Source organism: Kosakonia sp. LAM2021, assembly GCF_016620385.1.
GTDB lineage: Bacteria > Pseudomonadota > Gammaproteobacteria > Enterobacterales > Enterobacteriaceae > Kosakonia > Kosakonia sacchari.
Window position 1 is genome coordinate 87,625 of record NZ_JAENHT010000003.1, and the last position, 26,655, is coordinate 114,279.

The window sequence follows — 26,655 nt, forward strand, 5'->3', positions numbered from 1 at the left end:
GGTAAGCTGGTTCTATTTCCCTTTCATCACCGCTTTTTGCGCCACCACCGCCGCTTTCTGCTGCATGCGGTTTTGCATCTGATCGATAATCACCGCCACGATGATGACAATGCCTTTAATCACCATCTGCCAGAATTCGCTGACGCCCATCATCACCAGTCCGTCGGCGAGAAAGCCAATCACGAAAGCACCAATCAGCGTGCCGAGCACCGTACCACGGCCACCGGCTAGCGAAGTTCCACCCAGCACCACGGCGGCGATGGCGTTCATTTCAAACGCCGTACCGTTCGCCGGGTGGCTTGCCAGCAGTTGCGCGGAAACAACAATTCCCGCCAGCGCCGCACACAGGCCGGAAATAGTGTAAACCCAGATTTTTACCTGTTTTACCCGCACGCCGGAAAGCTCGGCGGCACGTTCGTTATCGCCGATGGCGTAAACATGGCGGCCAAACGGCAGGCGTCGGGCAACATAGGCAATGACCGCCGCCAGCACAATCATCAGCCAGATGGCCCACGGAATACCCAGCAGCGTACCTGCGCCAATCTCATCGAAACCGGTATTACCCAGCAGCGGATTACCCGAAAGACCGGGGAACGTTTGCCCGTCGGACGTCAGCATCGCCGCACCGCGCAGTACATACATGGTGCCGAGCGTACAGATAAACGGTGCCACGTTATAACGGGTGATTATCCAGCCATTCACCGCACCGATTAACCCGCCAATTAACAGCACCAGCGGCACAATCACCCAGACGCTGGGAAAAATGGCGATGCCAAACATCGGCAGCACAATGCCTTTGGTGATCATCCAGCCGGCAATCATCCCGCACAGCCCGAGCGTGGCACCAATCGACAAATCGATGCCGGCAGTAATAATGACAAACGTGATGCCGAGCGCCAGAAAAGCGTTGATGGCGATATGCTTAATCATAATCAGCAGGCTGCCGGTGGAGAGAAAGCCCGGCACGGTGGCGGTAAAGAAACCGACAATCAGGAACAGCGCGATAAAGGTACGCAGCTTCAGCAGTAACAGAAGAATGCTTTCACGCGACAGCGACGCGCCCGCGCGCGGCGTCATCGCCACAGATTGTATTGTTTTCATATCAGAACCCCTGGGCACTTGCTGTTACCAGCGCCGATTCCTCGGCCCGGTCGCGCACAATATCGGCGGTCAGTTTGCCGCCGGACATCACCATAATGCGGTCAGACACCGCCATGATTTCTTTCAGATCGGACGTCGAAAAGACCACCGCAATGCCTTGTTCGGAAAGCTGCACCATCATGCGGAACACATCGGCTTTTGCGCCGACATCAATGCCGCGCGTTGGCTCATCCAGGAACAGCACTTTCGGGTTAGTCAGCAGCGAACGGCCAATCACCACTTTTTGCTGATTGCCGCCGCTCAGCGCCTGAATTTCGACGTCCGGCGAGGAGACTTTGATCGACAAATTGCCAATGGTGGTGGCGACAACTTCCGCTTCCTGCTTGCTGGCGATGGTCAAACCGCGCTGCAACCGCCGCCACAGGCTGGCGATCGTCAGGTTGGTCGCCACCGACGAGATGGGAAAAATGCCGGTGCGTTTGCGATCCTCCGGGACGAGGCTCATCCCCATGCGAATGCGCTCGGCGGGCGTTAAGCGCTGCGGCACGGGTTTGCTGTCGAGCCACAGTTTTCCGAGGTAATTACGCTCCGTTCCGAGCAGGCATTCGAACAACTCAGTGCGCCCCGCGCCCATCAGCCCGTAAATACCGACAATTTCCCCGGCATGCACATTGAAACTGACATCGTTCACCGTCGCCACGCCGCTGGCGTTGACGCAGGTGATATGTTCCGCTTCCAGCACCGGTGCACCAAAGGTGCGCCCCGGCGAGAGGAAATTGCTCACCGGATCGCTACCGAGCATTTCGCGCACAATCCACGGCACGTCGATATCTGATACTTTCGCTTCAGCCTGGAATTTGCCGTCGCGCAGGATGGTGATCACATCGCCGATTGCCATCAGCTCTTCCAGCCGATGCGAAATGTAGATAATCGACACCCCCTGGCGGGTGAGTTCGCGGATCACACGAAACAGGATCTCCACTTCGGTTTTACTCAGCGCCGACGTCGGTTCGTCGAGGATCAAAATATCCGCGTCCTCCGCCAGCGCTTTGGCTATCTCCACCAGTTGTTGCTGGCCGACTTTTAAGTTACCGACCAGTTCGCGCGGTGAGATAGGCTGATCGAGGCGTTTGAGCAGTTCAGCGGTGCGCTTTTCCTGCCCGGCTTCGTTAATCGGCGTTACCCCTTTTTGCAGCTCGCGGCCTAAAAAGATGTTCTCGGCGACGTTGAGATTTTCAAACAGATTCAGCTCCTGATGCACCATGCCAATTCCGTGCGCGGCGGCGGCGCGGGTATCGGCGAAATGAACTTTTTCACCGTTCAGTTCGATATCGCCGAGGCTCGGTTGCTGCACGCCGGCGAGGATTTTCATCAGCGTCGATTTCCCTGCGCCGTTCTCACCGATTATCACATTCACTTTGCCGCGCCAGACGTTGTAGTCCACGTTGTCCAGCGCCACGGTGCCGGGAAACAGCATCGACACGCCTTTGGTGCGCAGAATAATTTCATCCCTAGGTACGTCGCTCATTATTGTGCCTCCTGTTTCAGCTCCAGGGCGACGGCGTCCTCAGCCTTGCCGCCGTTTATCGTCAGCGCCATCAGCACGCTGACCGGTTTTCCGGCCCAACTGGCGTCGATTTTCGGCAGATGTTTCACCGCTTCACGGTTGTAAGCGCGGGAGAGCTGCGCAAACTGCACCTGGTTGGTGAAGTCCTCAAATTTAAACCCGGTTGCGTCACGAATCGCATTGCCGCGCACCACCGGGCCGGTCTGGATCTCCAGCGGCTGGCCGTTGAGGCTCACCACCAGCTGTTGTTCCCGTTCATTGCGCTTATCAATCCGCGCGACCTGGCTTGTCAGCCGGACAAAAACGCTGTGCGGCGTAGTGGTGGGGGTTTTCATCTGCGCGGCGAGCGCGGTGGCGTCCAGCGCATGTTGATGGGCGGCGTCAATCACGCGCGCCTGCCAGGTTTGTTGCGCGATCTGCTGAGGTGTCTGGTTGTCGAAGCTCGCTTTCGCTTTCGCGTTCGGGTCGGCAGGCAGAATCGGCTTGCCATTTTCATCCAGATCCACCACGGTGCAGGCCGTGAGCAACAGGGCGGCGCACCCTGTCAGTAACGCGCCCCATTGTGTTAACGACATATCGCCTCCGCGTTACTTGCTGAGGTTGAACATTTTCAGTTTGCTGGCGTTGCTGTCATCGATCAGCACACAATCCATCAGCTGTTTTTCATCCTTCTGCGCTTTACCGTTTTTCAGAAAGTAATCCGCCTGTTCTACGGCCATCTGCGCCTGTTGCCAGCCCGGTTGCAGCACCGTGGCTTTGATATTGCCTTTGTTGATGATTGAATCGCGCACGTAATCGCTGCCGTCAAAACCGACCACAATAACGTTGGTTTTCCCGGCGGCTTTCAGCGCGGCTTCTGCGCCGAGCGCCATGGTATCGTTACCGGAGATCACACCAACAATGTCCGGGTTCGTCTGCAAAATGGCTTCCATGCGGGTGAAGGCTTCGGTCTGGCTCCAGTTGGCGGTCTGCTGCGCCACCATTTTCAGGTCCGGGTAGTCGTCCAGCACATCGTGGTAACCCTGCGAGCGTACGCTGGCGTTGGTGTCGGACTGGCGGCCCAGTAACTCAACATATTTGCCTTTGCCGTTGAGCAATTTGGCGAATTTTTCCGCGCCGAGCTGCGCGCCCTGATAGTTGTTAGAGACGATCTGCGCCACGGCGATGCCGGTTTTGTTAATTTCCCGGTCTATCAAAAATGTCGGTACGCCTGCGGCTTTGGCTTTTTCCAGCGGGCCGACGGTGGCGTCTGCCCCGGCGTTATCCAGAATGATCGCTTTCGCTTTGCGGGCAATCGCCGTTTCAATCAGCTGGTTTTGTTTGTTCACGTCATCATCATGCGAGGCGACAAGCGTGGTGTAGCCCAGCTCTTTGGCTTTGGCGGCTGCGCCATCGGCTTCTGCTTTAAAGAACGGGTTATCGTGTGAAGGGGTAATAATCGCGATCAGGCCGTTATCTGCGGCGAAAAGCGAGCCGGAAGCGGCGATCATCGAAGCCAGTACAGCAGATTTCAGTAGGGTCTTGTTCATCTTTTTCTCCACATTGAATATATATTCAATAATGATTTATTATTCAAAGTAACGATAATTCGACGACGACGAACTGTCTACGCTTTGCGCAGCTAATTTCCTAAAAGGAGAAAAGGATCACGATCCAGGCGCTAAAGGCACGGGCGATTTCTGCACTGCTGCGGGTTATTCAACGAGGGGAAATAGGGGAAGCGAGAGAACCCTCTCCCCGTGGGAAGCGGGGGAGTCTTCCGTTGGGGAGAGGGCGGTTGGTGCTTAGAAGCGGGTGTTTACGCCCATATACCAGGTGCGGCCCGACTCGTTATACGTTGCAGCACCTGCGCCGTACATCCAGTTTGCGCCGCCGCCGGTAGTTTGCGCGTTACCTTCGCGCCAGTGACGTTTGTCGAACACGTTGCTGACACCGCCCGTCAGGCTGACGTTTTTGGTCACGTCCCAGGTGCCGCTCAGGCCAACGATGCTGTACGGGCTCACTTCGTTGGTGGCGGAACCGGTCACGCGGTTACCTTTGTAGTCATATTTTTTCGGCTGCTGTTTACCGTACCAGGTAAAGGTCGATTGCAGCGAAACATCCTGGGTAACCTGCCAGCTCAGCGTCGAGTTCCAGGTGTATTCAGGAATGATCGACAGCCGTTCGCCGGTGGTTTTGTTTTTGCTTTGCAGCATGTAAGTGACATTGTTGGTCCAGTTTACTGTCTCGCTTACCGGCACATTCAACGCACCTTCTAACCCTTCCACCACCGCTTTCGGCACGTTATCCCACTGGTAGATATAGGTGTTCAGGTTTGAATTGCCGCTCTTGATAGAGGTTTGCCCAACCGGCGCGTAGCCAGACTCAATCTTGTTGCGGTAGTCGTTACGGAACCAGGTGACACCCGCCAGCCAGCCGTCACGTTTGAACTCCAGACCAATCTCTTTGTTGATGCTGGTTTCTGCTTTCAGATCGTCGTTACCTTGCAGATAGCAGCCGATGTCTCTGCCGTTAGCATCCACGGTGACCGCGTAGCAACCCTGACCACGGCTGTAGAGAATGTAGTTCGGGTTAGTCTGGTACAGGCTCGGTGCTTTGTACGCGCGGGCGATACCCATTTTCAGCGTGAAGTCATCGCCGAGGCCCTGAGACAAGTTCAGCGACGGGCTCCAGTTATTACCGACGATGGTGTGGTGGTCAAAGCGCAGCGCCGGGGTCAGCATAGTGCTGTCGGTCAGCTCAATGTTGTCTTCGGCAAACACCGAGAAGATATCCGCATCGGAATAGGGGCTACGGCCGGTGCTGCTGTAACCCGGAATATTGCCGCCCATAAAGGTTTGGGTATTCGAGGTGGAATCTTTCATGCTCTGGTGATCCCACTCTGCGCCGAGCGTCAGGTTCTGCTTGAACAGCAGCTCAAACGGTACGCTCGCTTCGCTGTGCAGCAACAGATCGCTGTAGTCGATATCAGAGAATTTTTGCGCGTTGAACAGGCCTTCCGTACCGCCCGCCAGCCCTTCCGGGATACGCGAGTTACGGGTGTGTTCATAACGCACCCAGTTGTTGGTGGTAACGCCGTTATCCCAGCCGCCGGTCCAGGTCGCTGAGTAGTTCTGGCGATAAAGACGGTTGGTCTCTTTGCCATAGTTATCATTGACGTAGTTATTGGTGGTGCTGTCGTTATTGGTGTTCTGCGTATCACCCGCGTAGAGGTTGCCCTGGCGGCTGTAACCGGCCTGCAACTCCAGTGCCTGCATCGGGGCAAAATCCCAGCGCACAACGCCAGTAATGTCTTTGTTGATCGAACCTTCACGCCCGGCAACGACGGTGTTGGCGTAAGTGCCGGTGCGTTCGGACTGGTGATCTTTGTTGATGTCCTGCGCGTCGGCCTGGGTTTTGGCCAGGTTGCCGTACAGGCGGAAGCTAACATCGCCGCCGAGCGGGCCGCTCAGGCTGAAGTTGGTGCGTTTGGTTGAACCTTCATCTTTGTGTTCCGGCGCGTTGAAATAGGTATTCCACGAGCCGTGCCATTCGCCAGTATTCTCTTTTTTGGTGATGATATTCACCACACCGCCCGCTGCGCCGTTACCGTAACGCGCCGCCGCCGGGCCGCGAATCACTTCGATACGCTCGATCATTTCCGGTGGTACCCAGTTGGTGTCGCCACGGCTGTCGCGCTCGCCGCGCCAGCCAAGGCGCACGGAGTTACGGCTGGTGACCGGTTTACCATCCACCAGAATCAGGGTGTTTTCCGGGCCCATGCCGCGAATGTCGATCTGGCGATTGTTCCCGCGCTGACCGCTGGTGGCGTTACCGGTTAAGTTCACGCCGGGCATGGTACGGATAATTTCGGAGACATCACGGGAAGGCGGGTTCTTACGAATTTCGTCTGCGGTGATGGTGGAAACGCCCGGCGCCTGCAAGTTTTGCTGCTCCGCCGTGACAACAATCGTCTCTTCGCCAGAGGTGGCGCGGGTTTCTGCCGCCAACGCTGGCACAGCAACGCCGTAGATCCCCAGATTGACCAGAACGGCCAGGGATTTGATTTTGTTATTCATTTTTTACCTGCATTTCGTCGCCGCATCCCCGGCAAGTCCTTTCCCAGGGGGAGAGGAGGCGGCATGATGAAGCCAGCACGTAGCGAGTCGCTCAGTCCTGAGAAAATTCGCCCACGGCGGCCGTTTTAAGTGAAAGACGCGCTTCCCACAGCGCGCCAATACGCTATTGCAAATGAAAATAGTTATCAATAATATTATCGATATTTTTTGATCTGCAAGCAAAAATTTCCACAGCATATTTGAGGTTAAAGCCGTGACGTCAACAACGGGAAGCGATGCCTGGTGGGAGTCAAAACAGGGACCCGAATGGGTCAAAAACGCGCAGGGAAATTATGCGGTCACGTTCTGGTGGCGCGATCCTGCCGGGACAGAAGCAACCTCGCGCGTGCGCCGGGTGTGGATCTACATTACCGGGGTGACCGATCACCATCAAAAATCGACGCCGCAATCGCTGACGCGCATTGCCGGAACCGATGTCTGGTGCTGGAAAACCACGCTTGCCGCCAGCTGGCGCGGCAGCTACTGCTTCATTCCTTCGCAAAACAGCGACGATTTTTCCGCCGACGTTTTTACCACGACACCGCCAGATCGCACCGCGCTGCGCGAAGGCTGGCGCAAATTACTGGCGCATGCGATTGCCGATCCGCTCAATCCGCAAAGCTGGCGCGGCGGGCGCGGTCATCCCGTTTCGGCGCTGGAAATGCCCGATGCGCCGTTACAGCCGGGCTGGCGCGAAACGGATACGCCGTTCAACGCGCCGCAGCGCCTGCAATGGCGCAGCGCGCGCCTGAACAACACGCGCCGCGTCTGGGTTTACACCACCGGCAATAGCGATAGCGCTGAACGCCCGCTGGCGATCCTGCTCGACGGGCAGTTTTGGGCGCAAAGCATGCCGGTATGGCCCGCGCTGGCAGCCTTAACCACCGCCGGGCAACTGCCGGATGCGGTGTACGTGCTGATTGATGTGATTGATAACGCCCACCGCAGCCGGGAACTGCCGTGCAATGCCGATTTCTGGCTGGCGGTACAAGACGAGTTATTGCCACAGGTCCGTGCCATCGCGCCATTCAGCGACAACGCGGATCGCACCGTGGTGGCCGGGCAGAGTTTTGGCGGCTTGTCGTCACTTTATGCCGCGCTGCACTGGCCGCAGCGGTTTGGCTGCGTGTTGAGCCAGTCCGGATCGTTCTGGTGGCCGCATCGCGGCGGTGAGCGTGACGGCATCATTATCGAACAACTTAAAAATGGTGAGTTGAACCCACAGGGCCTGCGCATTGTGCTGGAGGCCGGGGTGCGCGAGCCGCTTATTTTTCGCGCTAACGAGGCGCTTTTTCCCCTGTTACAACGCACACAGCAGTCGGTTTTCTGGCGTCAGGTTGACGGCGGACACGATGCGCTTTGCTGGCGCGGCGGGCTGACCTCCGGGCTTATCACCCTCTGGCAGCCGCTTACCCGCGCCCGTTAATCGCGCCTTTCTACGACAGGAGTTTGCTATGGAATTCACCAACCCCTTCGATAACCCGCAAGGGCAATTTTATATTCTGCAAAATACCCAGCGGCAGTTCAGCCTGTGGCCCGCGCAGTGCGCGCTTCCTGCGGGCTGGAACGTGGTGTGCGAGCCACAACCGCAGGATGCCTGCAACGCCTGGCTGGCGGCAAACTGGCAAACATTGACCCCGGCGCACCATGCGCAATGAGGAGCGGAAAATGACCCAACGTTTACCGCTGGTCGCCGCACAGCCGGGGATCTGGATGGCGGAAAAACTTTCAACGCTGCCTAACGCCTGGAGCGTGGCGCACTATGTCGAACTGAGAGGTGATATTGACGCCGCGCTGCTGGCACAAGCGATTGCCAGCGGTTTGTCGCAAGCCGATACGCTGCGCATGCGCTTTGAGGAAGAAAACGGCGAAGTGTGGCAGTGGGTTGATGAGGCGCATAAATTCGACCTGCCGGAAATTGTCGATCTGCGTGACAGCCGCGAACCGCACGCTACTGCATTACAGATGATGCAGGCCGACCTGGCGCAAAACCTGCGTGTCGAGAGCGGCAATCCGCTGGTTTGCCATCAACTGTTGTGCGTGGGCGAGCAGCACTGGTACTGGTATCAGCGTTATCACCATTTACTGGTTGATGGCTTCAGTTTCCCGGCTATTACCCGTCAGATTGCTGCCATTTACAGCGCATGGCGACGCGGTGAGGCAACACCGATATCGCCCTTTACGCCGTTTGCCGAGGTGGTGGAAGAGTACCAGCGCTACCGCGAAAGTGACGCCTGGCAACGTGACCGCGCTTTTTGGGCACAGCAGCGCAGCGCGTTGCCCTCTCCGGTTTCGCTTTCCGATACGCCATTGCCGGGGCGCGCGGCAACGACCGATATTTTACGTCTCAACGTGGAGATGGATACCGGGGCATTTCGCCGCCTAACCCTGGCTTTTAGCCACAATTCGCCCGCCGATCTGGCGCTGGCGCTGGCCGCACTGTGGCTTGGTCGCCTGTGCGGGCGCAGCGACTATGCCGCCGGATTCATCTTTATGCGCCGTATGGGTTCGGCGGCGTTAACCGCCACCGGGCCGGTACTCAACGTGCTGCCGCTGGGCATTCATCTGGATGGCACACAAACGCTCTCCGGGCTGGCAACGACGCTTGCAGGCAGCCTGAAAGCGATGCGTCGCCACCAGCGTTATGACGCCGAACAAATTGTGCGCGACGCCGGACGTGCGGCGGGTGATGAGCCGCTGTTCGGCCCGGTGTTTAACGTCAAAATGTTTGATTACCTGCTGGATGTTGACGGCATTAAAGGCACTACGCACACGCTGGCGACCGGACCGGTCAACGATCTGGAAATCGCCCTGTTCCCGCACGAAGAGGGCGGGCTATCGCTGGAAGTGCTGGCGAACCGCAGCCGTTATGATGAAGCCACATTAAAAACGCACGTCGGGCGCCTGGCGCATCTGCTCAGGCAATTTGCCGAAAACCCGCAGTTGCGCTGCGGCGATGCTGAGCTGCTCTTATCGCCCGAAGCGCAGCGGCTGGCGGACATTAACGATACCGGCAAGGTGCTGCCGACCACCACGTTAAGCGCGCTGGTTGCTGCGCAGGCGGCGAAAACGCCGGATGCGCCCGCGCTGGCGGATGCGCAGTGGCAATTTAGCTACCGCGAAATGCGCGAGCAGGTTGTGGCGCTGGCGCACCAGCTTCGCCAGCTTGGCGTACAACCCGGCGACAGCGTGGCGGTGGCGCTGCCGCGCTCAGTATTCCTGACGCTGGCGCTGCACGGCATTGTCGAAGCGGGCGCCGCCTGGCTGCCGCTGGATACCGGTTACCCGGATGAGCGGCTGAAAATGATGCTCGAAGATGCCAAACCGCGTCTGCTGATCACCGCGCAGAATCAACTGGCGCGCTTTAGCGATATTCCCACGCTTCGCCATTTCTGCTACGAAGCCCCGCTGGAAACCCACGGCAGCGACGCGCTCAATCTGGCGCGTGCGGAGCATACTGCGTACATCATCTTCACCTCTGGCTCCACCGGGCGACCAAAAGGGGTGATGGTTGGGCAAACCGCCATCGTCAACCGACTGCTGTGGATGCAAGAGAGTTATCCGCTCGCTGCGCAGGATGTGGTGGCGCAGAAAACGCCGTGTAGTTTTGACGTGTCGGTGTGGGAGTTCTGGTGGCCGTTTATCGCCGGGGCAAAGTTGGTAATGGCAGAACCGGAAGCACACCGCGATCCGCAAGCGTTGCAGGACTTCTTTACCCATTACGGCGTGACGACCACGCACTTTGTGCCGTCGATGTTGGCCGCGTTTGTCGCCTCGCTAACGCCAGAAAGCGCAAAGCGCAGTTGCCGCACACTAAAACAGGTGTTCTGCAGTGGCGAAGCGCTGCCTGCCGATCTCTGTCGCGAGTGGCAGCAGCTGACCGGCGCGCCGCTGCATAATTTATACGGCCCGACGGAAGCGGCTGTCGACGTAAGCTGGTATCCGGCGTATGGCGAGGCGCTGGCAGGTGTGCGCGGCAACAGCGTGCCGATTGGTTTTCCGGTATGGAACACCGGGCTGCGCATTCTGGATGCGATGATGCGCCCGGTGCCGCCGGGCGTGGCGGGCGATCTCTACCTCACCGGCATCCAGCTGGCGCAGGGCTACCTTGGCCGTCCGGATCTCACCGCCAGCCGCTTTATCGCCGATCCGTTTGCCGCAGGCGAGCGCATGTATCGCACCGGTGATGTTGCGCGCTGGCTGGAAAACGGCGCGGTTGAATATCTGGGGCGCAGTGACGATCAGTTGAAAATTCGCGGCCAGCGCATTGAGTTAGGCGAAATTGATCGAGCCATGCTGGCGCTGCCAGACGTGGCTCAGGCCGTGGCGCATGCTTGTGTCTTTAATCAGGCTGCCGCCAGCGGCGGCGATGCGCGCCAGTTAGTCGGTTATGTGGTTTCTGCCTCCGGGCAGCCGCTGGATGCGACGGCGCTGCTGGCACAACTGCGTGAGCGACTGCCGCCGCATATGGTGCCGGTGTTGCTGGTGCAACTGGACGTGCTGCCGCTGAGCGCCAACGGTAAGCTCGACAGAAAAGCGTTACCGCTGCCGGAACTGGCGGTGCAGCAGGGCGGTCGTCCGCTCAATGCCGGGATGGAAACGCTGGTTGCGCAGGCATTTTCCGGTTTGCTGGGGTGCGAAGTGAACGACGCGCAGGCGGATTTCTTCGCGCTGGGCGGTCATTCGTTGCTGGCAATGCGCCTGGCGGCGCAACTGAGCCGCGAGTGTGAACGGCAGGTTACGCCCGGGCAAATCATGGTGGCTTCCACGGTAGAAAAACTCGCCGCGTCGCTCGAACAAACGCTTTCGGCGGAACAGACCGGGCGGCTTGGGCTGGAAACGCTGCTGCCCCTGCGCGAGAGCGACGGCCCAGTGCTGTTTTGCTTCCATCCGGCGTCCGGTTTTGCCTGGCAGTTTAGCGTGCTCGCCCGTCACCTTGCGCCGCGCTGGTCGATCATCGGTATTCAGTCACCGCGACCGGATGGGCCGCTGCAACAGGCCGCCACGTTAGATGAGGCTTGTGAACAACACCTGGCGACGCTGCTGGCGCAGCAGCCGCACGGGCCGTATTACCTGTTGGGTTATTCGCTCGGTGGAACGCTGGCTCAGGGTATTGCCGCGCGTCTGCGGCAGCGGGGCGAGGCGGTGGCGTTCCTCGGGCTGCTCGATACCTGGCCGCCGGAAACGCAAAACTGGGCAGAAAAAGAGGCGAACGGCTTGGATCCAGAAGTGCTGGCAGAGATAGAACGTGAGCGGCAAGCGTTTCTCGCCGCGCAGCAGGGGCAAGCCTCCGGTGAGCTGTTCTCGGTTATCGAGGGCAACTATGCCGATGCGGTTCGCTTGCTGACCACCGCCCACAGCCTGCCGTTTGACGGTAAAGCCACGCTGTTTGTTGCCGGGCGCACGTTACCCGCAGGCACCGATCCGCACACCGCCTGGGCACCGTGGGTTCGCGAACTGGAGGTTTACCGTCAGGATTGCGCTCACGTGGAGATTATCTCGCCGCAGGCGTTTGAGCGCATTGGCCCGGTGCTAAGAGAAGTATTGGGAGAATAGGGAAAGACCCGGTGCGTCTGTGTTTATAAGGGGCAGACAGGCCCCTTTATCCTGTTTCAGCGCCTGTTTAACCGCCGAAACAGGATACGTCTGGTGAACAGAACAAAACCGTCACCACGATAAATATCGGGTAAACACCACTTCGCAATGCATTTATCTGCCGCTACGCCCGAGCGGCACCACCAGCGGGGTATGGGCGATGGGATCGTCGATGATCATGCAGCGCATGCCATACACCGCTTCAATCAGATCTGCGGTCACAATCTCTTTTGGCGCGCCCTGCGCTACGATTTTGCCATCGCGCAGCGCAATCAGATGCGTGGCGTAGCGGCAAGCCTGATTCAAATCATGCAGCACCGCCGCCAGCGTATAGCCCTGTTCGCGGTTTAACTCACTCAACAGTTCCAGCAAGTCGATCTGATAGCTGATATCCAGCCATGTTGTCGGCTCATCAAGCAGCATGATTGCCGTCTCTTGCGCCAGCACCATGGCGATCCATGCACGCTGACGTTGCCCGCCGGAGAGCGTATCGACGCTCTGCGTGGCCAGGCTTTCTACCCCGGTTGCCCGCATGGCGCGTTGCACCGCGTCGTCATCTTCTTTGCGCCAGCGGGTGAACAGCGGCTGGTGTGGATAACGCCCACGCGCGACCAATTCCTGCACGGTGATATCGCCGGGCGTGGTGGCATTTTGCGCAAGTAACCCTATACGGCGCGCCACCTCTTTGCTGGCATAGCGCTGGATCTGCTCGCCATCAAGATAAACATGGCCTTGTGCGGGCGTCATCAGGCGGCTCAGCGTGCGCAGCAACGTGGATTTACCGCAGCCATTAGGGCCGATAATGGCGGTGAAATGGCCGTCGGGGATCGCCACGCTTAAGCGCTCGGCAACCACTTTTTTGCCGTAGCCAAGGGTGAGCGCTTCGCCGCGCAAACGGGCAGATGAATCGGTCATTTCTTACGAGACTCCTGAATTAACAAGGCGATAAGGTAAATACCGCCCAGACTGACGGTCACCACGCCGACCGGCAACTGGTAAGGGGTAAAACCTCGCTGGGCAATCATATCCGCCAGCAACAACAACACTGCGCCGCACAGTGCGGACTGGGTTAACCCCCAGCGCGCAGTGGCGCTAACCCGGCGGGCGATATGTGGCGCGACCAGCGCGATAAACGAAATCGGCCCCGCCAGCGCGGTTGCGGCGGCGGTGAGTGCGACGGCTACCAGCATCAGCATCAGACGTGAACGTTCAACGCTGACGCCGAGCGCGCAGGCGCTGTCATCGCCCATTTCCAGCAGCCGCATCCGGCGTGCCAGCAGCGCGGCAAAAAGAAACATCACCAGCATGATCGGTGCGGAAGGGACGGTTTTCACCCATGTCAGGCCATTGAGCGATCCGGCGTTCCACAGCCCGGCGGAGAGCGCCGTTTCCAGCGAGGCATGCAGCAGCAACCAGGTATTAAACGCCACCAGCATCGCGCGCACGCCAATACCGACAATGATCAAGCGGAACGTCTCAATACCGTTGCGCCAGGCCAGCAGCCAGACCACCAACGAGGTCAGCAGACCGCCCGCCATCGCCGCCAGCGCGATAGCAGCCAGATGCTGGCCAAACAGCACCATCGCCACCAGCACGCCGCTCCACGCGCCGGTGTTAAAGCCCATCACATCCGGGCTGCCGAGCGGGTTGCGCATCAGCGACTGGAAAATCGCGCCACTCACGCCAAGTGCAGCGCCCACCAGCAGCGCCATCAGCACGCGCGGCAAGCGCCACTCCATTACCACCAGTTGCATGGCGCGCGGCGCATCGCCGGTGAGCGCGTCAAGCACTTGCGAAAACGCCAGCGTCACCGCGCCGCTGCGTAAACCCCAGGTAGCTAAAAGCAACGCGGCAATAACCATGAGCAAGCAACTGCCGAGCAGGCGGCGGGAGGGTGCCATCATAAGCCGCCTCCGCGCGCGCGGCGCACCAGCACAATCAATACCGGCGCGCCGATAAAGGCACTGACCACGGAAACCCGCAGTTCGCCCGGCACCAGCAGGCGGCCAAGTATATCGGCAAACAGTAACAGGGCAGGGGTGGCAATCAACGTAACCGGCAGCGACCAGCGGTGATCCGCGCCCACCAGCCAGCGCGCCATGTGCGGCATCATCAGGCCGATAAAGGCAATCGGGCCGACAACCGCCGTCGCGCTGCCGCACAGCACCGTAATCACCACTAAACCGAGCAACTGCGTGCGCGCCACGCGGCTGCCCAGCGCCGTAGCAGTATCGCTGCCGAGGCTCAGACTGTTCAGCGCACGGCTCAGCATCAATGCGATGAGCGCTGCCAGCAGCACCGGAATAAGGACAATTTTTAGCGTTTGCAGGGTGCGGATATCCAGCGAACCGGCCTGCCAGAAGCGCAACTGGTCGTAAACGTCGGCGTTAAGCAACGAAATGCCGCTCGATAACCCTTCCAGCACCGCCGCCAGCGCCACGCCCGCCAGCGTCAGGCGAACCGGGCTGAGCTGTCCGCCGCCCTGACTGCCGGTAAAGGCGACCAGCAGCGACGCCGCCAGCGCGCCACAAAAGGCGAGCAGCAGTTGTTCGACAGGGGTGACCGCGCCCAACAGCGCCGCGCCGAGCACGATGGCGAAGCTGGCACCGGCGTTAACGCCGAGTAAGCCAGGATCGGCGAGCGGATTTCGCGTGAGCGTTTGCATTAACGCACCGGCAATGCCCAGCGCGCCGCCAGCGAGTAAACCTGCCAACGTACGCGGCAAACGTGCATCGTTGATGATGGTGCAGTCCGCGCTCTGGCAGACGCCTGTCAGGGCGTCAATGACAACCGCGGCGGGCAGGGGTTTTGCGCCAACAAACAGGCTGAGTGCAATGGCGACAACCAACAATATCAATAACCCGGCGAGGGCAACGGGGCGCGCCGGGAAAGCAGAACACGACATAAAACGTCCCAAATTTGATAATGATAGTAATTATCGTTATCGATCTTGTTTTGATATGTTACCATGCGCAGCCTGCGAATGGACATAGAAAGTGTGTATTTAAGGCATTGGAATGAAGCAACAATCCTGGCTGTTGAACCTGAGCCTGCTGCGTACGCATCCGGCTTTTCGCGCGGTATTTCTGGCGCGTTTTATCTCGATTCTCTCGCTGGGTTTATTGGGCGTGGCGGTGCCGGTACAAATCCAGGCGATGACCCACTCCAGCTGGCAAGTTGGCCTTGCCGTCACGCTGACCGGCAGCGCCATGTTTGTCGGCCTGATGTTTGGCGGTGTTTTAGCGGATCGATTTGAGCGCAAAAAACTGATTCTGCTGGCGCGTTCCACCTGCGGCGTCGGCTTTATCGGCCTGTTTCTGAATGCGTTGTTGCCGGCGCCTTCGTTGCTGGCAATTTATCTGCTCGGTTTGTGGGATGGTTTTTTCGGCGCGCTGGGCGTGACGGCGCTGCTGGCGGCGACACCGGCGCTGGTCGGGCGTGAAAACCTGATGCATGCCGGCGCAATCACTATGCTGACGGTGCGGCTGGGTTCCGTTATTTCGCCAATGTGCGGCGGTTTGCTGCTGGCGACCGGCGGCGTGGCGTGGAACTACGGGCTGGCAGCGGCGGGCACGTTTATCACCCTGTTGCCGTTACTGAGCCTGCCTGCATTACCGCCACCGCCACAACCGCGCGAGCACCCGCTGAAATCGCTCCTTACCGCGCTGCAATTTTTACTGCATAACCCATTGATTGGCGGCATCGCGCTGCTTGGCGGGCTATTGACGATGGCAAGCGCGGTGCGCGTACTCTACCCGGCGCTGGCGATAAGCTGGAACATGTCGGCGGCCGAAATTGGCTTGCTGTATGCTGCGCTGCCGCTCGGTGCGGCCATTGGCGCGTTAACCAGCGGCAGGCTGGCGCACAGCGAACGCCCCGGCGTGATTATGCTGCTGGCGTCTGTTGGCGCGTTTATCGCTATCGGTTTATTCAGCCTGATGCCCATCTGGGCGCTGGGCGTGCTGTTTCTGGCGCTGTGCGGCTGGCTGACGGCGGTGAGTTCGCTGCTGCAATACACGCTGCTGCAAACGCAAACCCCGGAAGCGATGCTCGGGCGAATTAACGGCTTATGGACGGCGCAAAACGTCACGGGCGACGCCATCGGCGCGGCGTTACTTGGCGCGATGGCGTCGATGATGACGCCGGTTTCGTCGGCGAGCATCAGCGGTTTTGTGCTGGCGATAGTGGGCGTGTTGCTGGTGATGGTGCTCGGCGAGCTGCGGCGTTTTCGCCAGGCGCAGCCCGCCGCGGAAGCCTGATTAACCAAACAGCGCCGACAAACGTTGTAACACGCGGGTGGCGCTGTAGTAATCAAGGCGGAACGTTTCCGCACCCAGCGCGTACACACGGTGGTTATGAACTGCTGGCAGGTGCGCCAGTAATGGGTTCTGGCTGAGCGCGTCCGCGTCTTTCTGGTCGCTGGCAAACAGGAACAGCGCTTCGCCATTCAGCCCGGCGGCCAGATTCTCGCCGCCTAACTGAACGATGTCATGACGTTTCCCCTGGCTCTGGCTGGTGTGCAGATTCGCCGGTAACGGCGCGAGGGCGAAGCCCAGCTGCTGCATCAATTTTCCCTGCGCGGACTCTTCAGTCCACAGATTAGCGCCGTGCGCCGCCGGAGTATAAACCAGCGCGGTGACCGGCTGCGGTGGCAGTTTCATGCGGGCTTTAACCTCAGCAAGCTGTTGATTGAACTGGCTGATACGCGCCGCCGCCTCTTTTTCGTGACCGGTGATTTCGCCAAGCTGCGTTAACAACGCCTGCCAGCTTTTGTCGTCGTAGTTGATGATAAGCGTCGGGGCGATGGTCGAGAGCTGATCATAAAGCGCCAGGGCTGAGTCGCCGCCGGTGGCGCTGATCAGGATTAAATCCGGCATCTGCGCGGCAACGGCTTCAGCGTTGGGTTCACCTATGTAGAGACGCGCGACATTGCGCTGTCTGGCGATGTCGCCCCACTGGCGCAGAAAACCCTGTTCGTCGGCGAAACGATTATTTGGCGTGGTCGCGCCGCTGGCGATAACCGGCGCGTCAATCGCCAGTAGCGAACCGGTGAGCGTCACGCTGGTGGAAACAATGCGCAGCGGCTTGCTGGTAAGGGTGTGTGTTCCGTGGCTGTCGGTTACCTGGCGAGGCCAGTCGGCGGCGGTGGCTGAGGTTAGTCCTAAAACAAAAATACTCAAAAACACTAAGGGCTTACGGCTCCATAAAGAGAATCTCACAACGCGTATCCTGTTTTTGTTGAGGTTAATGCTTCTCATTTTCATCGTTGAATGAAGCAGATGCAAGCATTAGCGCTGCGGGCGACGAATCTGCTGTTGACAGAGCGGGGCATAACTTTTTATCTTACTGCGACAAAACACAAATGATAATCATTCTTAGTTCATTTATCATTGTTGGAGGATGATATGGATACGTCCCTGGCTGAGGAAACCCGGCAGTCTGCGAATACGCTGGCCGCGGATCAGTTTTTCTTTATGTCGCCGTACCGCAGTTTCACCACCTCCGGGTGCGTGGCGCGTCTCTGCGCGCCTGCCGCGGGGGGTGATGCGCCCGACAGCGCTTTCCAGCAAAAGCTGGCGCAAGCCTTTGCCGATGCGAAAGCGCAGGGCATTGCCCGCCCGGTGATGGTGGGGGCGATCCCGTTCGATACCACGCAGCCGTCTGCGCTGTTTATCCCGCACAGCTGGCAAACCTTCTCCCGCCCGGAGAAACAGCGATCTGCGCGCTATTTCACCAGCGGCGCGATGCCGAACATCACGGCGCAGCAGGCGATCCCGCCGCAGGAGACGTTTATGCAGATGGTGGCGAACGCCGCCGCCCGCACCGCCACGCCGGAAGTCGACAAAGTGGTGCTCTCACGTCTGATTGAGTTAACCACTGATAGCCGTATCGACAGCGGCGTGCTGCTGGAGCGCCTGATTGCCCAGAACCCGGCCAGTTTCAACTTCCACGTTCCGCTGCCGGATGGCGGCGTGCTACTGGGCGCAAGCCCGGAATTGTTGCTGCGTAAAGAGCAGGAGCACTTCAGTTCTCTGCCGTTAGCCGGTTCCGCTCGCCGTCAGCCGGACGACATTCTTGACCGCGAAGCGGGCAACAAGCTGCTGGCTTCGGAAAAAGACCGGCACGAACACGAACTGGTGACCCAGGCGATGAAAAACGTGCTGCAACCGCGCAGCCAAACTCTGACGTTGCCGGAATCACCGCAACTGGTCACTACCCCCACTTTATGGCACCTGGCCACGCCGATCACCGGCACCGCATTAGCCGGGGGAAACGCGCTGACGCTGGCTTGCCTGCTGCACCCGACGCCTGCTCTGAGCGGCTTCCCGCACCAGGTGGCGAAACAGGTGATTGCCGAGCTGGAGCCGTTCAACCGCGAGCTGTTTGGCGGCATCGTTGGCTGGTGCGACGCCGAAGGTAACGGCGAGTGGGTGGTCACTATTCGCTGCGCACGGCTTCACGATAACCAGGTTCGGCTGTTCGCCGGTGCCGGGATTGTTCCGGCCTCTTCGCCGCTTTCAGAGTGGCGCGAAACCGGCGTCAAGCTGGCCACCATGCTGAACGCATTTGGTTTGCATTGAGGATCAACCATGACCATTCCTTTTACCCGCTGGCCGCACGAGTTTGCAGAGCGTTACCGTGAAAAGGGCTACTGGCAGGATTTACCGCTGACCGATATTTTAACCCGCCACGCGCACAGCGACGCCACCGCGGTGATTGACGGTGAACGGCGCTACAGTTACCGTCAGCTCAACGCTGCCTCAGACAGTCTGGCCTCGGCGTTACAGGCGCAGGGCATCAAGCGCGGGGAAACCGCGCTGGTGCAACTGGGCAACGTCAGCGAGTTCTACATCACCTTTTTTGCGTTGCTGAAAATCGGCGTGGTGCCGGTGAATGCGTTGTTCAGCCATCAACGTAGTGAACTGAACGCTTATGCCACGCAAATCGCACCGGCGCTGCTGATTGCCGATCGCGCCCATACGCTATTCGAGAATGACCATTTCCTCACCGCGTTTGTTGCACAGCACCCGTCGGTGCGCGCCGTGCTGCTGCGCGGCGACAGCGGCGAGCAGGCGCTGGAAAACGCCATTGCCCGCCCGGCAGATAATTTTATCGCCACGCCAACGCCCGCCGATGAAGTGGCGTTTTTCCAGCTTTCCGGCGGCAGTACCGGCACGCCAAAACTTATCCCGCGCACGCACAATGATTACTACTACAGCATTGTGCGCAGTAACGAGATTTGCGGATTTAGCGCGCAAACCCGCTATCTCTGCGCGCTGCCTGCGGCGCACAACTACCCGATGAGCTCACCCGGCGCGCTTGGCGTTTTCCACGCCGAAGGCTGCGTGGTGCTGGCTGCCGATCCGAGCGCCACGCTCTGCTTCCCGCTGATTGAAGAACACCAGGTTAATGTCACTGCGCTGGTGCCGCCGGCGGTGAGCCTGTGGTTACAGGCGATTGCCGAATGGGGTAGCAATGCGCAACTCGCCTCGCTGCGGCTTTTGCAGGTCGGCGGGGCGCGTTTATCGGCAACGCTTGCGGCGCGTATTCCGGCGGAGATCGGCTGCCAGTTGCAGCAGGTATTCGGTATGGCGGAAGGGCTGGTGAACTACACCCGTCTGGATGATCCCTTTGAACGCATTATCAACACGCAAGGCCGCCCGATGTGCCCGGATGATGAAGTGTGGGTGGCGGATGAAAACGGCAATCTGCTGCCGCCAGGCCATGTTGGCCGCCTGATGACGCGCGGCCCGTACACCTTCCGCGGCTACTTTAACAGCCCGGAACACAATGCCAGCGCCTTCGATGAAAACGGTTTTTACTGCTCCGGCGATCTGATTTCGGTAGACGAGCAGGGCTATATCACCGTGCAGGGGCGTGAAAAAGATCAGATCAACCGCGGCGGCGAGAAGATTGCCGCCGAGGAGATCGAAAACCTGCTGCTGCGCCATGAGTCGGTGATCCACGCCGCGCTGGTCAGCATGGAAGACAGCCTGCTGGGTGAAAAAAGCTGCGCTTATCTGGTCGTGAAAGCGCCGGTACGCGCGGTGGCAATCCGCCGCTTCCTGCGCGAGCAGGGCGTTGCCGAGTTCAAACTGCCGGATCGCGTGGAGTGCGTGGACGCACTGCCGCTGACGCCGGTGGGTAAGGTCGATAAAAAACAGTTACGCCAGTGGTTAGCGCAACGCGCACCGGCGTAAAGGAGAGAAGATGGCGATTCCAAAATTACAGGGCTACGCGCTGCCTGGCGCGACCGATATCCCGGAAAACAAAGTGAGCTGGCCGTTTGAGCCGGAACGTGCAGCGCTGCTGATCCATGATATGCAGGATTACTTTGTTAACTTCTGGGGCGAAAACTGCCCGATGATGCAGCAAGTGGTGGCGAACATCGCCGCACTGCGCGATTTCTGCAAGCAAAGCAACATTCCGGTTTACTACACCGCCCAGCCGAAAGAGCAGAACGATGAAGACCGGGCGCTGCTCAACGATATGTGGGGGCCGGGCTTAACCCGCTCGCCGGAACAGCAAAAAATTGTTGCACAACTCGCGCCGGATGAGGCCGACACCGTGCTGGTGAAGTGGCGCTACAGCGCTTTTCACCGCTCGCCGCTGGAGCAGATGCTCAAAGAGACCGGCCGTAACCAGTTGCTGATCACTGGCGTTTATTCACATATTGGCTGCATGACCACCGCCACCGATGCGTTTATGCGCGATATCAAACCGTTTATGGTCGCCGACGCGCTGGCAGATTTCAGCCGCGAAGAGCATTTGATGTCGCTGAAATATGTCGCCGGGCGTGCTGGTCGCGTGGTGATGACACAAGAATTACTGCCTGTGCCGGGCAGCAAAGCGGCATTACGCGCGCTGATCCTGCCGCTGCTGGATGAATCCGACGAACCATTAGATGACGAGAATCTCATCGACTACGGCCTTGATTCTGTGCGCATGATGGCGCTCGCCGCGCGCTGGCGCAAAGTACATGGCGATATCGACTTTGTGATGCTGGCGAAAAACCCGACCATTGATGCCTGGTGGGCGCTGCTTTCCCGCGAGGTGAAATAATGGCCAGCCTGGATTTTACCGGCAAAATTGTCTGGGTGACCGGGGCCGGTAAAGGCATCGGTTATGCCACGGCGAAAGCCTTCGTCGAGGCGGGCGCACACGTGACTGGTTTCGATCTGGCTTTTGGCGGCACGGATTACCCTTTCACCTGCGAAGTGCTGGACGTTGCCGACGCCGGACAAGTGCAGGCAGTTTGCCAGCGTGTGCTGGCGCAACGCGAACGGCTGGACGTGCTGGTGAACGCCGCCGGGGTTTTACATATGGCCGCCACCGACGAACTGACAGCGCAAGCCTGGCACAACACCTTCGCCATTAACGTTGGCGGCGCGTTTAACCTGTTTCAGCAGACGATGGCGCAATTTCGCCGTCAGCAGAGCGGGGCGATTGTTACCGTCGCATCCGACGCGGCGCACACACCGCGTATCGGCATGAGCGCGTATGGCGCATCGAAAGCGGCGCTGAAAAGCCTGGCACTCACCGTCGGTCTTGAGCTGGCGGCAAGCCATGTGCGCTGCAACATTGTCTCGCCAGGATCGACCGACACCGACATGCAGCGTTTGCTATGGATGAGCGATGACGCTGAACAACAGCGCATTCGCGGTTTCGGCGAGCAGTTCAAGCTCGGCATTCCGCTGGGGAAAATCGCCCGTCCGCAGGAAGTGGCGAACACCATTTTGTTCCTCGCTTCCGATCTGGCAAGCCATATCACTTTGCAGGATATCCTGGTGGATGGCGGCTCAACGCTGGGGGCGTAGATGATCTGGAAACGTCATTTAACGCTTGAAGAACTGAATGCGACCAGCGAAAACACGCTGGTGGCGCACCTTGCCATGGTTTACACCCGTATCGGTGATGATTTCCTTGAAGCGGAAATGCCGGTAGACAGCCGCACGCATCAACCGTTTGGCCTGCTGCACGGTGGTGCCTCGGCGGCGCTGGCGGAAACGCTGGGATCGATGGCGGGCTATCTGATGACCCGCGACGGCCAGTGCGTGGTGGGCACGGAATTAAACGCCACCCATCACCGTTCGGTTTCACAGGGCAAAGTGCGCGGCGTTTGCCAGCCGCTGCATCTTGGTCGGCAGAACCAGAGCTGGGAAATTGTGGTGTTTGACGAACAAGGCCGACGCTGCTGCACCTGTCGTCTCAGCACGGCGGTGCTGGGGTAGTTTCGCTCTCTCCATAGCGGGAGAGGGTGCAATCTTGCGATCCCGTTAACACAATCAGGTAAATGCCTGGCGGCAGGGCAAATTTCCCATGTTTCAAAGTTGTTAAAATCCGCGAGTTGATATAGATACAAAATGTAACATCTCTCTGTCTCTCAACGGATACCCGCTATGAACAACTCAGGGAAATACCTTATTTGGGGCGTGCTGTCGCTGGTTGGCGCATTTGCCCTCGGCTATATCGCGCTTAATCGTGGCGAGCAGATCAACGCACTGTGGATAGTGGTTGCCGCGGTCTGTATCTACCTTATCGCTTACCGTTTTTACGGCCTCTATATCGCCAAAAATGTGCTGCAGGTTGATCCGACGCGCATGACTCCGGCGGTGCGCTACAACGATGGTCTTGATTACGTTCCAACAGACAAAAAAGTGCTGTTCGGTCACCATTTTGCGGCGATTGCTGGCGCAGGCCCGCTGGTGGGGCCGGTGCTGGCGGCGCAGATGGGGTATCTACCAGGCATGATCTGGATCCTCGCAGGCGTAGTACTTGCCGGTGCGGTGCAGGATTTTATGGTGCTGTTTATCTCCACCCGCCGCGATGGGCGTTCGCTCGGTGAGATGGTGAAAGCGGAGATGGGGCCGACCGTGGGCGTGATTGCGCTGGTGGCGACCTTTATGATCATGGTGATTATCCTCGCGGTGCTGGCGATGATTGTCGTCAAAGCGCTGACTCACAGCCCGTGGGGAACTTACACCGTCGCCTTTACCATTCCGCTGGCGATTTTTATGGGCATCTACATTCGTTATCTGCGCCCCGGGCGGATTGGCGAAGTGTCGGTGATTGGCCTGGTACTGCTGGTGTTCGCCATTATTTCTGGCGGCTGGGTGGCGGCAAACCCGGCGATTGCACCGTACTTTGATTTCACCGGTGTACAGCTAACGTGGATGCTGGTGGGCTACGGTTTTGTCGCCTCGGTGCTGCCGGTATGGCTGCTACTGGCACCGCGTGATTACCTCTCTACTTTCCTGAAAATCGGCACCATTATCGGCCTGGCGATTGGCATTCTGATCATGCGCCCGACACTGACCATGCCTGCGCTGACCAAGTTTGTCGATGGGACTGGCCCGGTGTGGACCGGTAACTTGTTCCCGTTCCTGTTTATTACCATCGCCTGTGGCGCGGTTTCCGGCTTCCATGCGCTGATTTCCTCCGGCACCACGCCGAAGATGCTCGCCAGTGAAGGGCAGGCTTGCTTTATCGGTTACGGCGGCATGCTGATGGAGTCATTCGTAGCGATCATGGCGCTGGTGTCCGCATGCATTATCGATCCGGGCGTCTACTTCGCGATGAACAGCCCGATGGCGGTATTAGCGCCTGCTGGCACCACCGATGTAGTAGCGTCGGCGGCGCAAGTAGTGAGCGGCTGGGGCTTTAGTATCACCCCGGATGCGCTCAGGCAGATTGCCAGCGAAGTGGGCGAGCAGTCGATCATTTCCCGCGCGGGCGGCGCACCGACGCTGGCGGTGGGCATGGCTTATATCCTGCACGGTGCGCTCGGCGGCCTGATGGATGTCTCGTTCTGGTATCACTTCGCCATTCTGTTTGAGGCGCTGTTTATTCTGACGGCGGTCGATGCCGGGACACGCGCAGCGCGCTTTATGTTGCAGGATTTACTCGGTGTCATTTCGCCGAACCTCAAACGCACGGAATCGCTGCCCGCTAACCTGCTGGCAACCGGCTTGTGTGTGCTGGCGTGGGGCTACTTCCTGCATCAGGGCGTGGTCGATCCGCTTGGCGGCATTAATACCCTGTGGCCACTGTTCGGCATTGCCAACCAGATGCTGGCAGGTATGGCGCTGATGCTCTGTGCGGTGGTGCTGTTCAAGATGAAACGCCAGCGTTACGCGTGGGTGGCACTGCTGCCAACCGCCTGGCTGCTGGTTTGTACGCTCACCGCAGGCTGGCAAAAAGCCTTTAGCCCGGATGCGAAAGTCGGCTTCCTGGCCATCGCCAATAAGTTCCAGGCGATGATCGACAGCGGCAATATTCCGGCGCAGTATACCCAGTCTCAACTGGCGCAACTGGTGTTTAACAACCGCCTTGATGCTGGTTTAACCATCTTCTTTATGGTCGTGGTGGTGGTACTGGCGTTCTACTCGCTGAAAACCGCGCTGGCGGCGCTGAAAGAGGATCAACCGACAGCGAACGAGACGCCGTACCAGGAAATGCCGGGCGACGTCGAGCAGATTGTCGGCCAGGCAAAAGGTGTGCATTAATCGCGTAACGCGGAGGAATTATGTTCGATACGCTTTCAAAAGCCGGGAAGTATTTAGGCCAGGCGGCGAAAATGATGATTGGCGTTCCGGATTACGACAACTATGTCGAGCATATGCGCGTGACGCACCCGGAGCAGACGCCGATGACCTATGAAGAGTTTTTCCGCGAGCGTCAGGATGCGCGCTATGGCGGGAAAGGCGGCGCACGCTGCTGTTAACACTCGTCTTGCTCAAAAAGCGGCGCACATGCGCCGCTTTTCTTTATCTACAGAAAACCCCCAGCCAGGCTGGTGCTTCCGGAAGCTTTCAGCTTTAAGCCAGTTATTTACGTCGGGATCAGGCGTTGGTGCCGCCATCAACAACAATATCCGCCCCGGTAATCTGCTTCGCCGCCGGGCTTGCGAGGAAAGCGACCGCTTCGGCAATATCCTGCGCTTCACCGTAATGCCCGAGCGCAATCATACGACGCTGCTCATCTGCGCCTTCGCCATCCGCCGGGTTCATATCGCTGTCCGTTGAACCAGGTTTAACCATGTTCACGGTAATGCCACGTGAGCCCAAGTCCCGCGCCAGCCCGCGTGTTAACGAGTTCAGTGCGGATTTGGTCATCGAATAAATGGCGATATCTTTAAACGGCACGCGATCGGAAAGGCAACTGCCGATATTGATAATGCGCCCGCCGTCCGGCAGATGGGCAATCGCCGCCTGCGTTGAATAGACCACGCCGCGAATATTCACGTCGATCATCGCATCGATATCCTCCTGCGACATCGCTTCTAACTGGCCGCCGCGCGCTATCCCGGCGTTATTGACCAGAATATCCAGCCCGCCGAGTTGCTGCACGGTTTGATCAACGGCGGCGCGGGCAGCGTGTGGCTCGGCGCTATTAGCCTGGATCGCCACGGCGTTACGCCCCAGCGCGCGGATTGCGTCCACAACAGCTTGTGCTTTATCGGCGGATTTTTCCCAGGTGATGGCGACATCCGCCCCTTCCCGCGCCAGCGTTAAGGCGATGGCTTTTCCCAGACCCCGGCTCGCGCCGGTGACCAGCGTGCGTTTTCCTGCAAGTGAATGTGACATGGTGGCTCCTGAATTATGTGTCGATTGATACATAATTAAAATAAACAGGCTTCCATGTATTCGTCAATGTTATTAATATACCGATCAGCACAAAATGTGAGGAGGCGAAAGTGAGCCGGGGAAGACCACGGGAATTTGACCGTACCGAGGCGTTGAATAAAGCGATGAAACTCTTCTGGCAGAAGGGGTACACCGCCACATCCATGAACGATCTGTATGAGGCGATGGGCATTAAATCGCCGAGCTTATACGCGGCGTTCGGCAGTAAAGAAGATCTCTACGATGAGGTGTTGCAACACTACGAACAGTGCGTTGCACCAGCAATCTGGGGTGATATGGCAAGTGAGCCATCGCCGAAAAAAGCCATTGCTCAGTGGCTGGAGCGATCGGCAGACGTATTAACCCGCTGTGATTTGCCGCACGGCTGTATGGTGACGCTGTCTGCGGTTGCCAGCGAAGGCCATGAACGGCTGGGCGAGCGGGTTCGTCAGTTGCGTAATGGCGGCGTTGCGCAGCTAAAAGCGCGTCTTAGCGAGGCGCAGCAGCGCGGCGAGTTACCTGAAACCACCGATATCGACGCGCTGACCCGGTTGTATGTCAGCATTCAGCAGGGGATGTCGATTCAGGCACGCGACGGCGCGAGCCGGGAAACGCTGCTCGGCATTGCGCGTATGGCAATGGGATTGTGGCCTGCATAATCCCGAAACAG

The 26,655-nt window shown here is 58.8% G+C and carries 22 protein-coding genes; 12 read left to right on the plus strand and 10 right to left on the minus strand.

Features of this window, described 5'->3' with window-relative positions:
- Positions 1 to 12 precede the first annotated feature (12 nt).
- The 5 genes from JKP81_RS09185 to JKP81_RS09205 form a co-directional block, all read right to left on the minus strand.
- The gene (locus JKP81_RS09185; RefSeq protein ID WP_200551492.1) at positions 13 to 1,101 is read right to left on the minus strand and encodes an ABC transporter permease; all 1,089 of its coding nucleotides are present in this window, start codon (positions 1,099 to 1,101) and stop codon (positions 13 to 15) included.
- A 1-nt stretch (position 1,102) separates the two neighbouring features.
- Complete coding sequence (locus JKP81_RS09190) at positions 1,103 to 2,629, minus strand: sugar ABC transporter ATP-binding protein (RefSeq protein WP_200551493.1); 1,527 nt, start codon at positions 2,627 to 2,629, stop codon at positions 1,103 to 1,105.
- Positions 2,629 to 3,243: a DUF2291 family protein gene (locus JKP81_RS09195; RefSeq protein WP_200551494.1), complete on the minus strand. Its 615-nt coding sequence runs from the start codon at positions 3,241 to 3,243 to the stop codon at positions 2,629 to 2,631. Before JKP81_RS09195 ends, JKP81_RS09190 begins: the two co-directional genes overlap by 1 nt.
- Positions 3,244 to 3,255: 12 nt before the next feature.
- Positions 3,256 to 4,197 carry a D-ribose ABC transporter substrate-binding protein gene (locus JKP81_RS09200; protein WP_200551495.1) on the minus strand — a complete coding sequence of 314 codons (942 nt, stop codon included), beginning with the start codon at positions 4,195 to 4,197 and terminating at the stop codon, positions 3,256 to 3,258.
- Between the two features lie 255 nt (positions 4,198 to 4,452).
- The gene (locus JKP81_RS09205; protein ID WP_200551496.1) at positions 4,453 to 6,726 is read right to left on the minus strand and encodes a TonB-dependent siderophore receptor; all 2,274 of its coding nucleotides are present in this window, start codon (positions 6,724 to 6,726) and stop codon (positions 4,453 to 4,455) included.
- A gap of 253 nt (positions 6,727 to 6,979) precedes the next feature.
- Here JKP81_RS09205 and fes point away from each other — a divergent pair, with 253 nt between their 5' ends.
- The 3 genes from fes to entF are packed head-to-tail and all read left to right on the plus strand — an operon-like array spanning position 6,980 to position 12,321.
- Complete coding sequence (gene fes, locus JKP81_RS09210) at positions 6,980 to 8,191, plus strand: enterochelin esterase (RefSeq protein ID WP_200551497.1); 1,212 nt, start codon at positions 6,980 to 6,982, stop codon at positions 8,189 to 8,191.
- A 28-nt stretch (positions 8,192 to 8,219) separates the two neighbouring features.
- The gene (locus tag JKP81_RS09215; protein WP_200551498.1) at positions 8,220 to 8,423 is read left to right on the plus strand and encodes an MbtH family NRPS accessory protein; all 204 of its coding nucleotides are present in this window, start codon (positions 8,220 to 8,222) and stop codon (positions 8,421 to 8,423) included.
- Positions 8,424 to 8,433: 10 nt separating this feature from the next.
- Positions 8,434 to 12,321, plus strand: coding sequence for an enterobactin non-ribosomal peptide synthetase EntF (gene entF / locus JKP81_RS09220; protein WP_200551499.1), 3,888 nt, complete (start codon positions 8,434 to 8,436; stop codon positions 12,319 to 12,321).
- A gap of 153 nt (positions 12,322 to 12,474) precedes the next feature.
- Here the strand turns inward: entF and fepC are convergent, their stop codons facing one another.
- From fepC to fepD, 3 genes are read right to left on the minus strand one after another with little or no spacing between them, the layout of a single operon-like run.
- Entirely contained in the window at positions 12,475 to 13,275 is an 801-nt protein-coding gene (gene fepC, locus JKP81_RS09225; RefSeq protein ID WP_200551500.1) for an iron-enterobactin ABC transporter ATP-binding protein, read from the minus strand.
- Positions 13,272 to 14,264, minus strand: a complete 993-nt coding sequence (fepG, locus tag JKP81_RS09230; RefSeq protein ID WP_200551501.1) for an iron-enterobactin ABC transporter permease — start codon at positions 14,262 to 14,264, stop codon at positions 13,272 to 13,274. Before fepG ends, fepC begins: the two co-directional genes overlap by 4 nt.
- Positions 14,261 to 15,265, minus strand: a complete 1,005-nt coding sequence (fepD, locus tag JKP81_RS09235) for a Fe(3+)-siderophore ABC transporter permease (protein ID WP_200551502.1) — start codon at positions 15,263 to 15,265, stop codon at positions 14,261 to 14,263. The genes fepG and fepD overlap by 4 nt, the downstream gene beginning before the upstream one ends.
- A gap of 112 nt (positions 15,266 to 15,377) precedes the next feature.
- Between fepD and entS the strand changes: the two genes are divergently transcribed.
- Positions 15,378 to 16,619: an enterobactin transporter EntS gene (entS, locus tag JKP81_RS09240; protein ID WP_200551503.1), complete on the plus strand. Its 1,242-nt coding sequence runs from the start codon at positions 15,378 to 15,380 to the stop codon at positions 16,617 to 16,619.
- Here entS and fepB read toward each other — a convergent pair whose 3' ends face one another.
- Positions 16,620 to 17,579, minus strand: a complete 960-nt coding sequence (fepB, locus tag JKP81_RS09245; protein WP_200551504.1) for a Fe2+-enterobactin ABC transporter substrate-binding protein — start codon at positions 17,577 to 17,579, stop codon at positions 16,620 to 16,622.
- A 186-nt stretch (positions 17,580 to 17,765) separates the two neighbouring features.
- On the opposite strand from fepB, the gene entC reads away from it, so the two are divergent.
- The 7 genes from entC (at position 17,766) to JKP81_RS09280 (ending at position 25,084) form a co-directional block, all read left to right on the plus strand.
- Complete coding sequence (gene entC, locus JKP81_RS09250) at positions 17,766 to 18,941, plus strand: isochorismate synthase EntC (RefSeq protein WP_200551505.1); 1,176 nt, start codon at positions 17,766 to 17,768, stop codon at positions 18,939 to 18,941.
- A 9-nt stretch (positions 18,942 to 18,950) separates the two neighbouring features.
- Positions 18,951 to 20,561 (plus strand): (2,3-dihydroxybenzoyl)adenylate synthase EntE, encoded by a 1,611-nt coding sequence (entE, locus tag JKP81_RS09255; protein ID WP_200551506.1) that lies wholly within the window; start codon positions 18,951 to 18,953, stop codon positions 20,559 to 20,561.
- A 10-nt stretch (positions 20,562 to 20,571) separates the two neighbouring features.
- Positions 20,572 to 21,423, plus strand: a complete 852-nt coding sequence (locus JKP81_RS09260; RefSeq protein ID WP_200551507.1) for an isochorismatase — start codon at positions 20,572 to 20,574, stop codon at positions 21,421 to 21,423.
- Positions 21,423 to 22,178 (plus strand): 2,3-dihydro-2,3-dihydroxybenzoate dehydrogenase EntA, encoded by a 756-nt coding sequence (entA, locus tag JKP81_RS09265; protein WP_200551508.1) that lies wholly within the window; start codon positions 21,423 to 21,425, stop codon positions 22,176 to 22,178. Before JKP81_RS09260 ends, entA begins: the two co-directional genes overlap by 1 nt.
- Positions 22,179 to 22,592, plus strand: a complete 414-nt coding sequence (gene entH / locus JKP81_RS09270; RefSeq protein WP_200551509.1) for a proofreading thioesterase EntH — start codon at positions 22,179 to 22,181, stop codon at positions 22,590 to 22,592. It abuts the gene before it with no gap.
- Positions 22,593 to 22,760: 168 nt separating this feature from the next.
- The gene (cstA, locus tag JKP81_RS09275; protein ID WP_200551510.1) at positions 22,761 to 24,866 is read left to right on the plus strand and encodes a pyruvate/proton symporter CstA; all 2,106 of its coding nucleotides are present in this window, start codon (positions 22,761 to 22,763) and stop codon (positions 24,864 to 24,866) included.
- Positions 24,867 to 24,886: 20 nt separating this feature from the next.
- Positions 24,887 to 25,084, plus strand: coding sequence for a YbdD/YjiX family protein (locus JKP81_RS09280; protein WP_017455812.1), 198 nt, complete (start codon positions 24,887 to 24,889; stop codon positions 25,082 to 25,084).
- A gap of 118 nt (positions 25,085 to 25,202) precedes the next feature.
- Here JKP81_RS09280 and JKP81_RS09285 read toward each other — a convergent pair whose 3' ends face one another.
- Positions 25,203 to 25,946, minus strand: coding sequence for an SDR family NAD(P)-dependent oxidoreductase (locus JKP81_RS09285; RefSeq protein ID WP_200551511.1), 744 nt, complete (start codon positions 25,944 to 25,946; stop codon positions 25,203 to 25,205).
- Positions 25,947 to 26,056: 110 nt separating this feature from the next.
- Here JKP81_RS09285 and JKP81_RS09290 point away from each other — a divergent pair, with 110 nt between their 5' ends.
- On the plus strand, positions 26,057 to 26,644 hold the full coding sequence (locus JKP81_RS09290; protein WP_200551512.1) for a TetR/AcrR family transcriptional regulator: 588 nt from the start codon (positions 26,057 to 26,059) through the stop codon (positions 26,642 to 26,644).
- Positions 26,645 to 26,655: the final 11 nt, after the last annotated feature.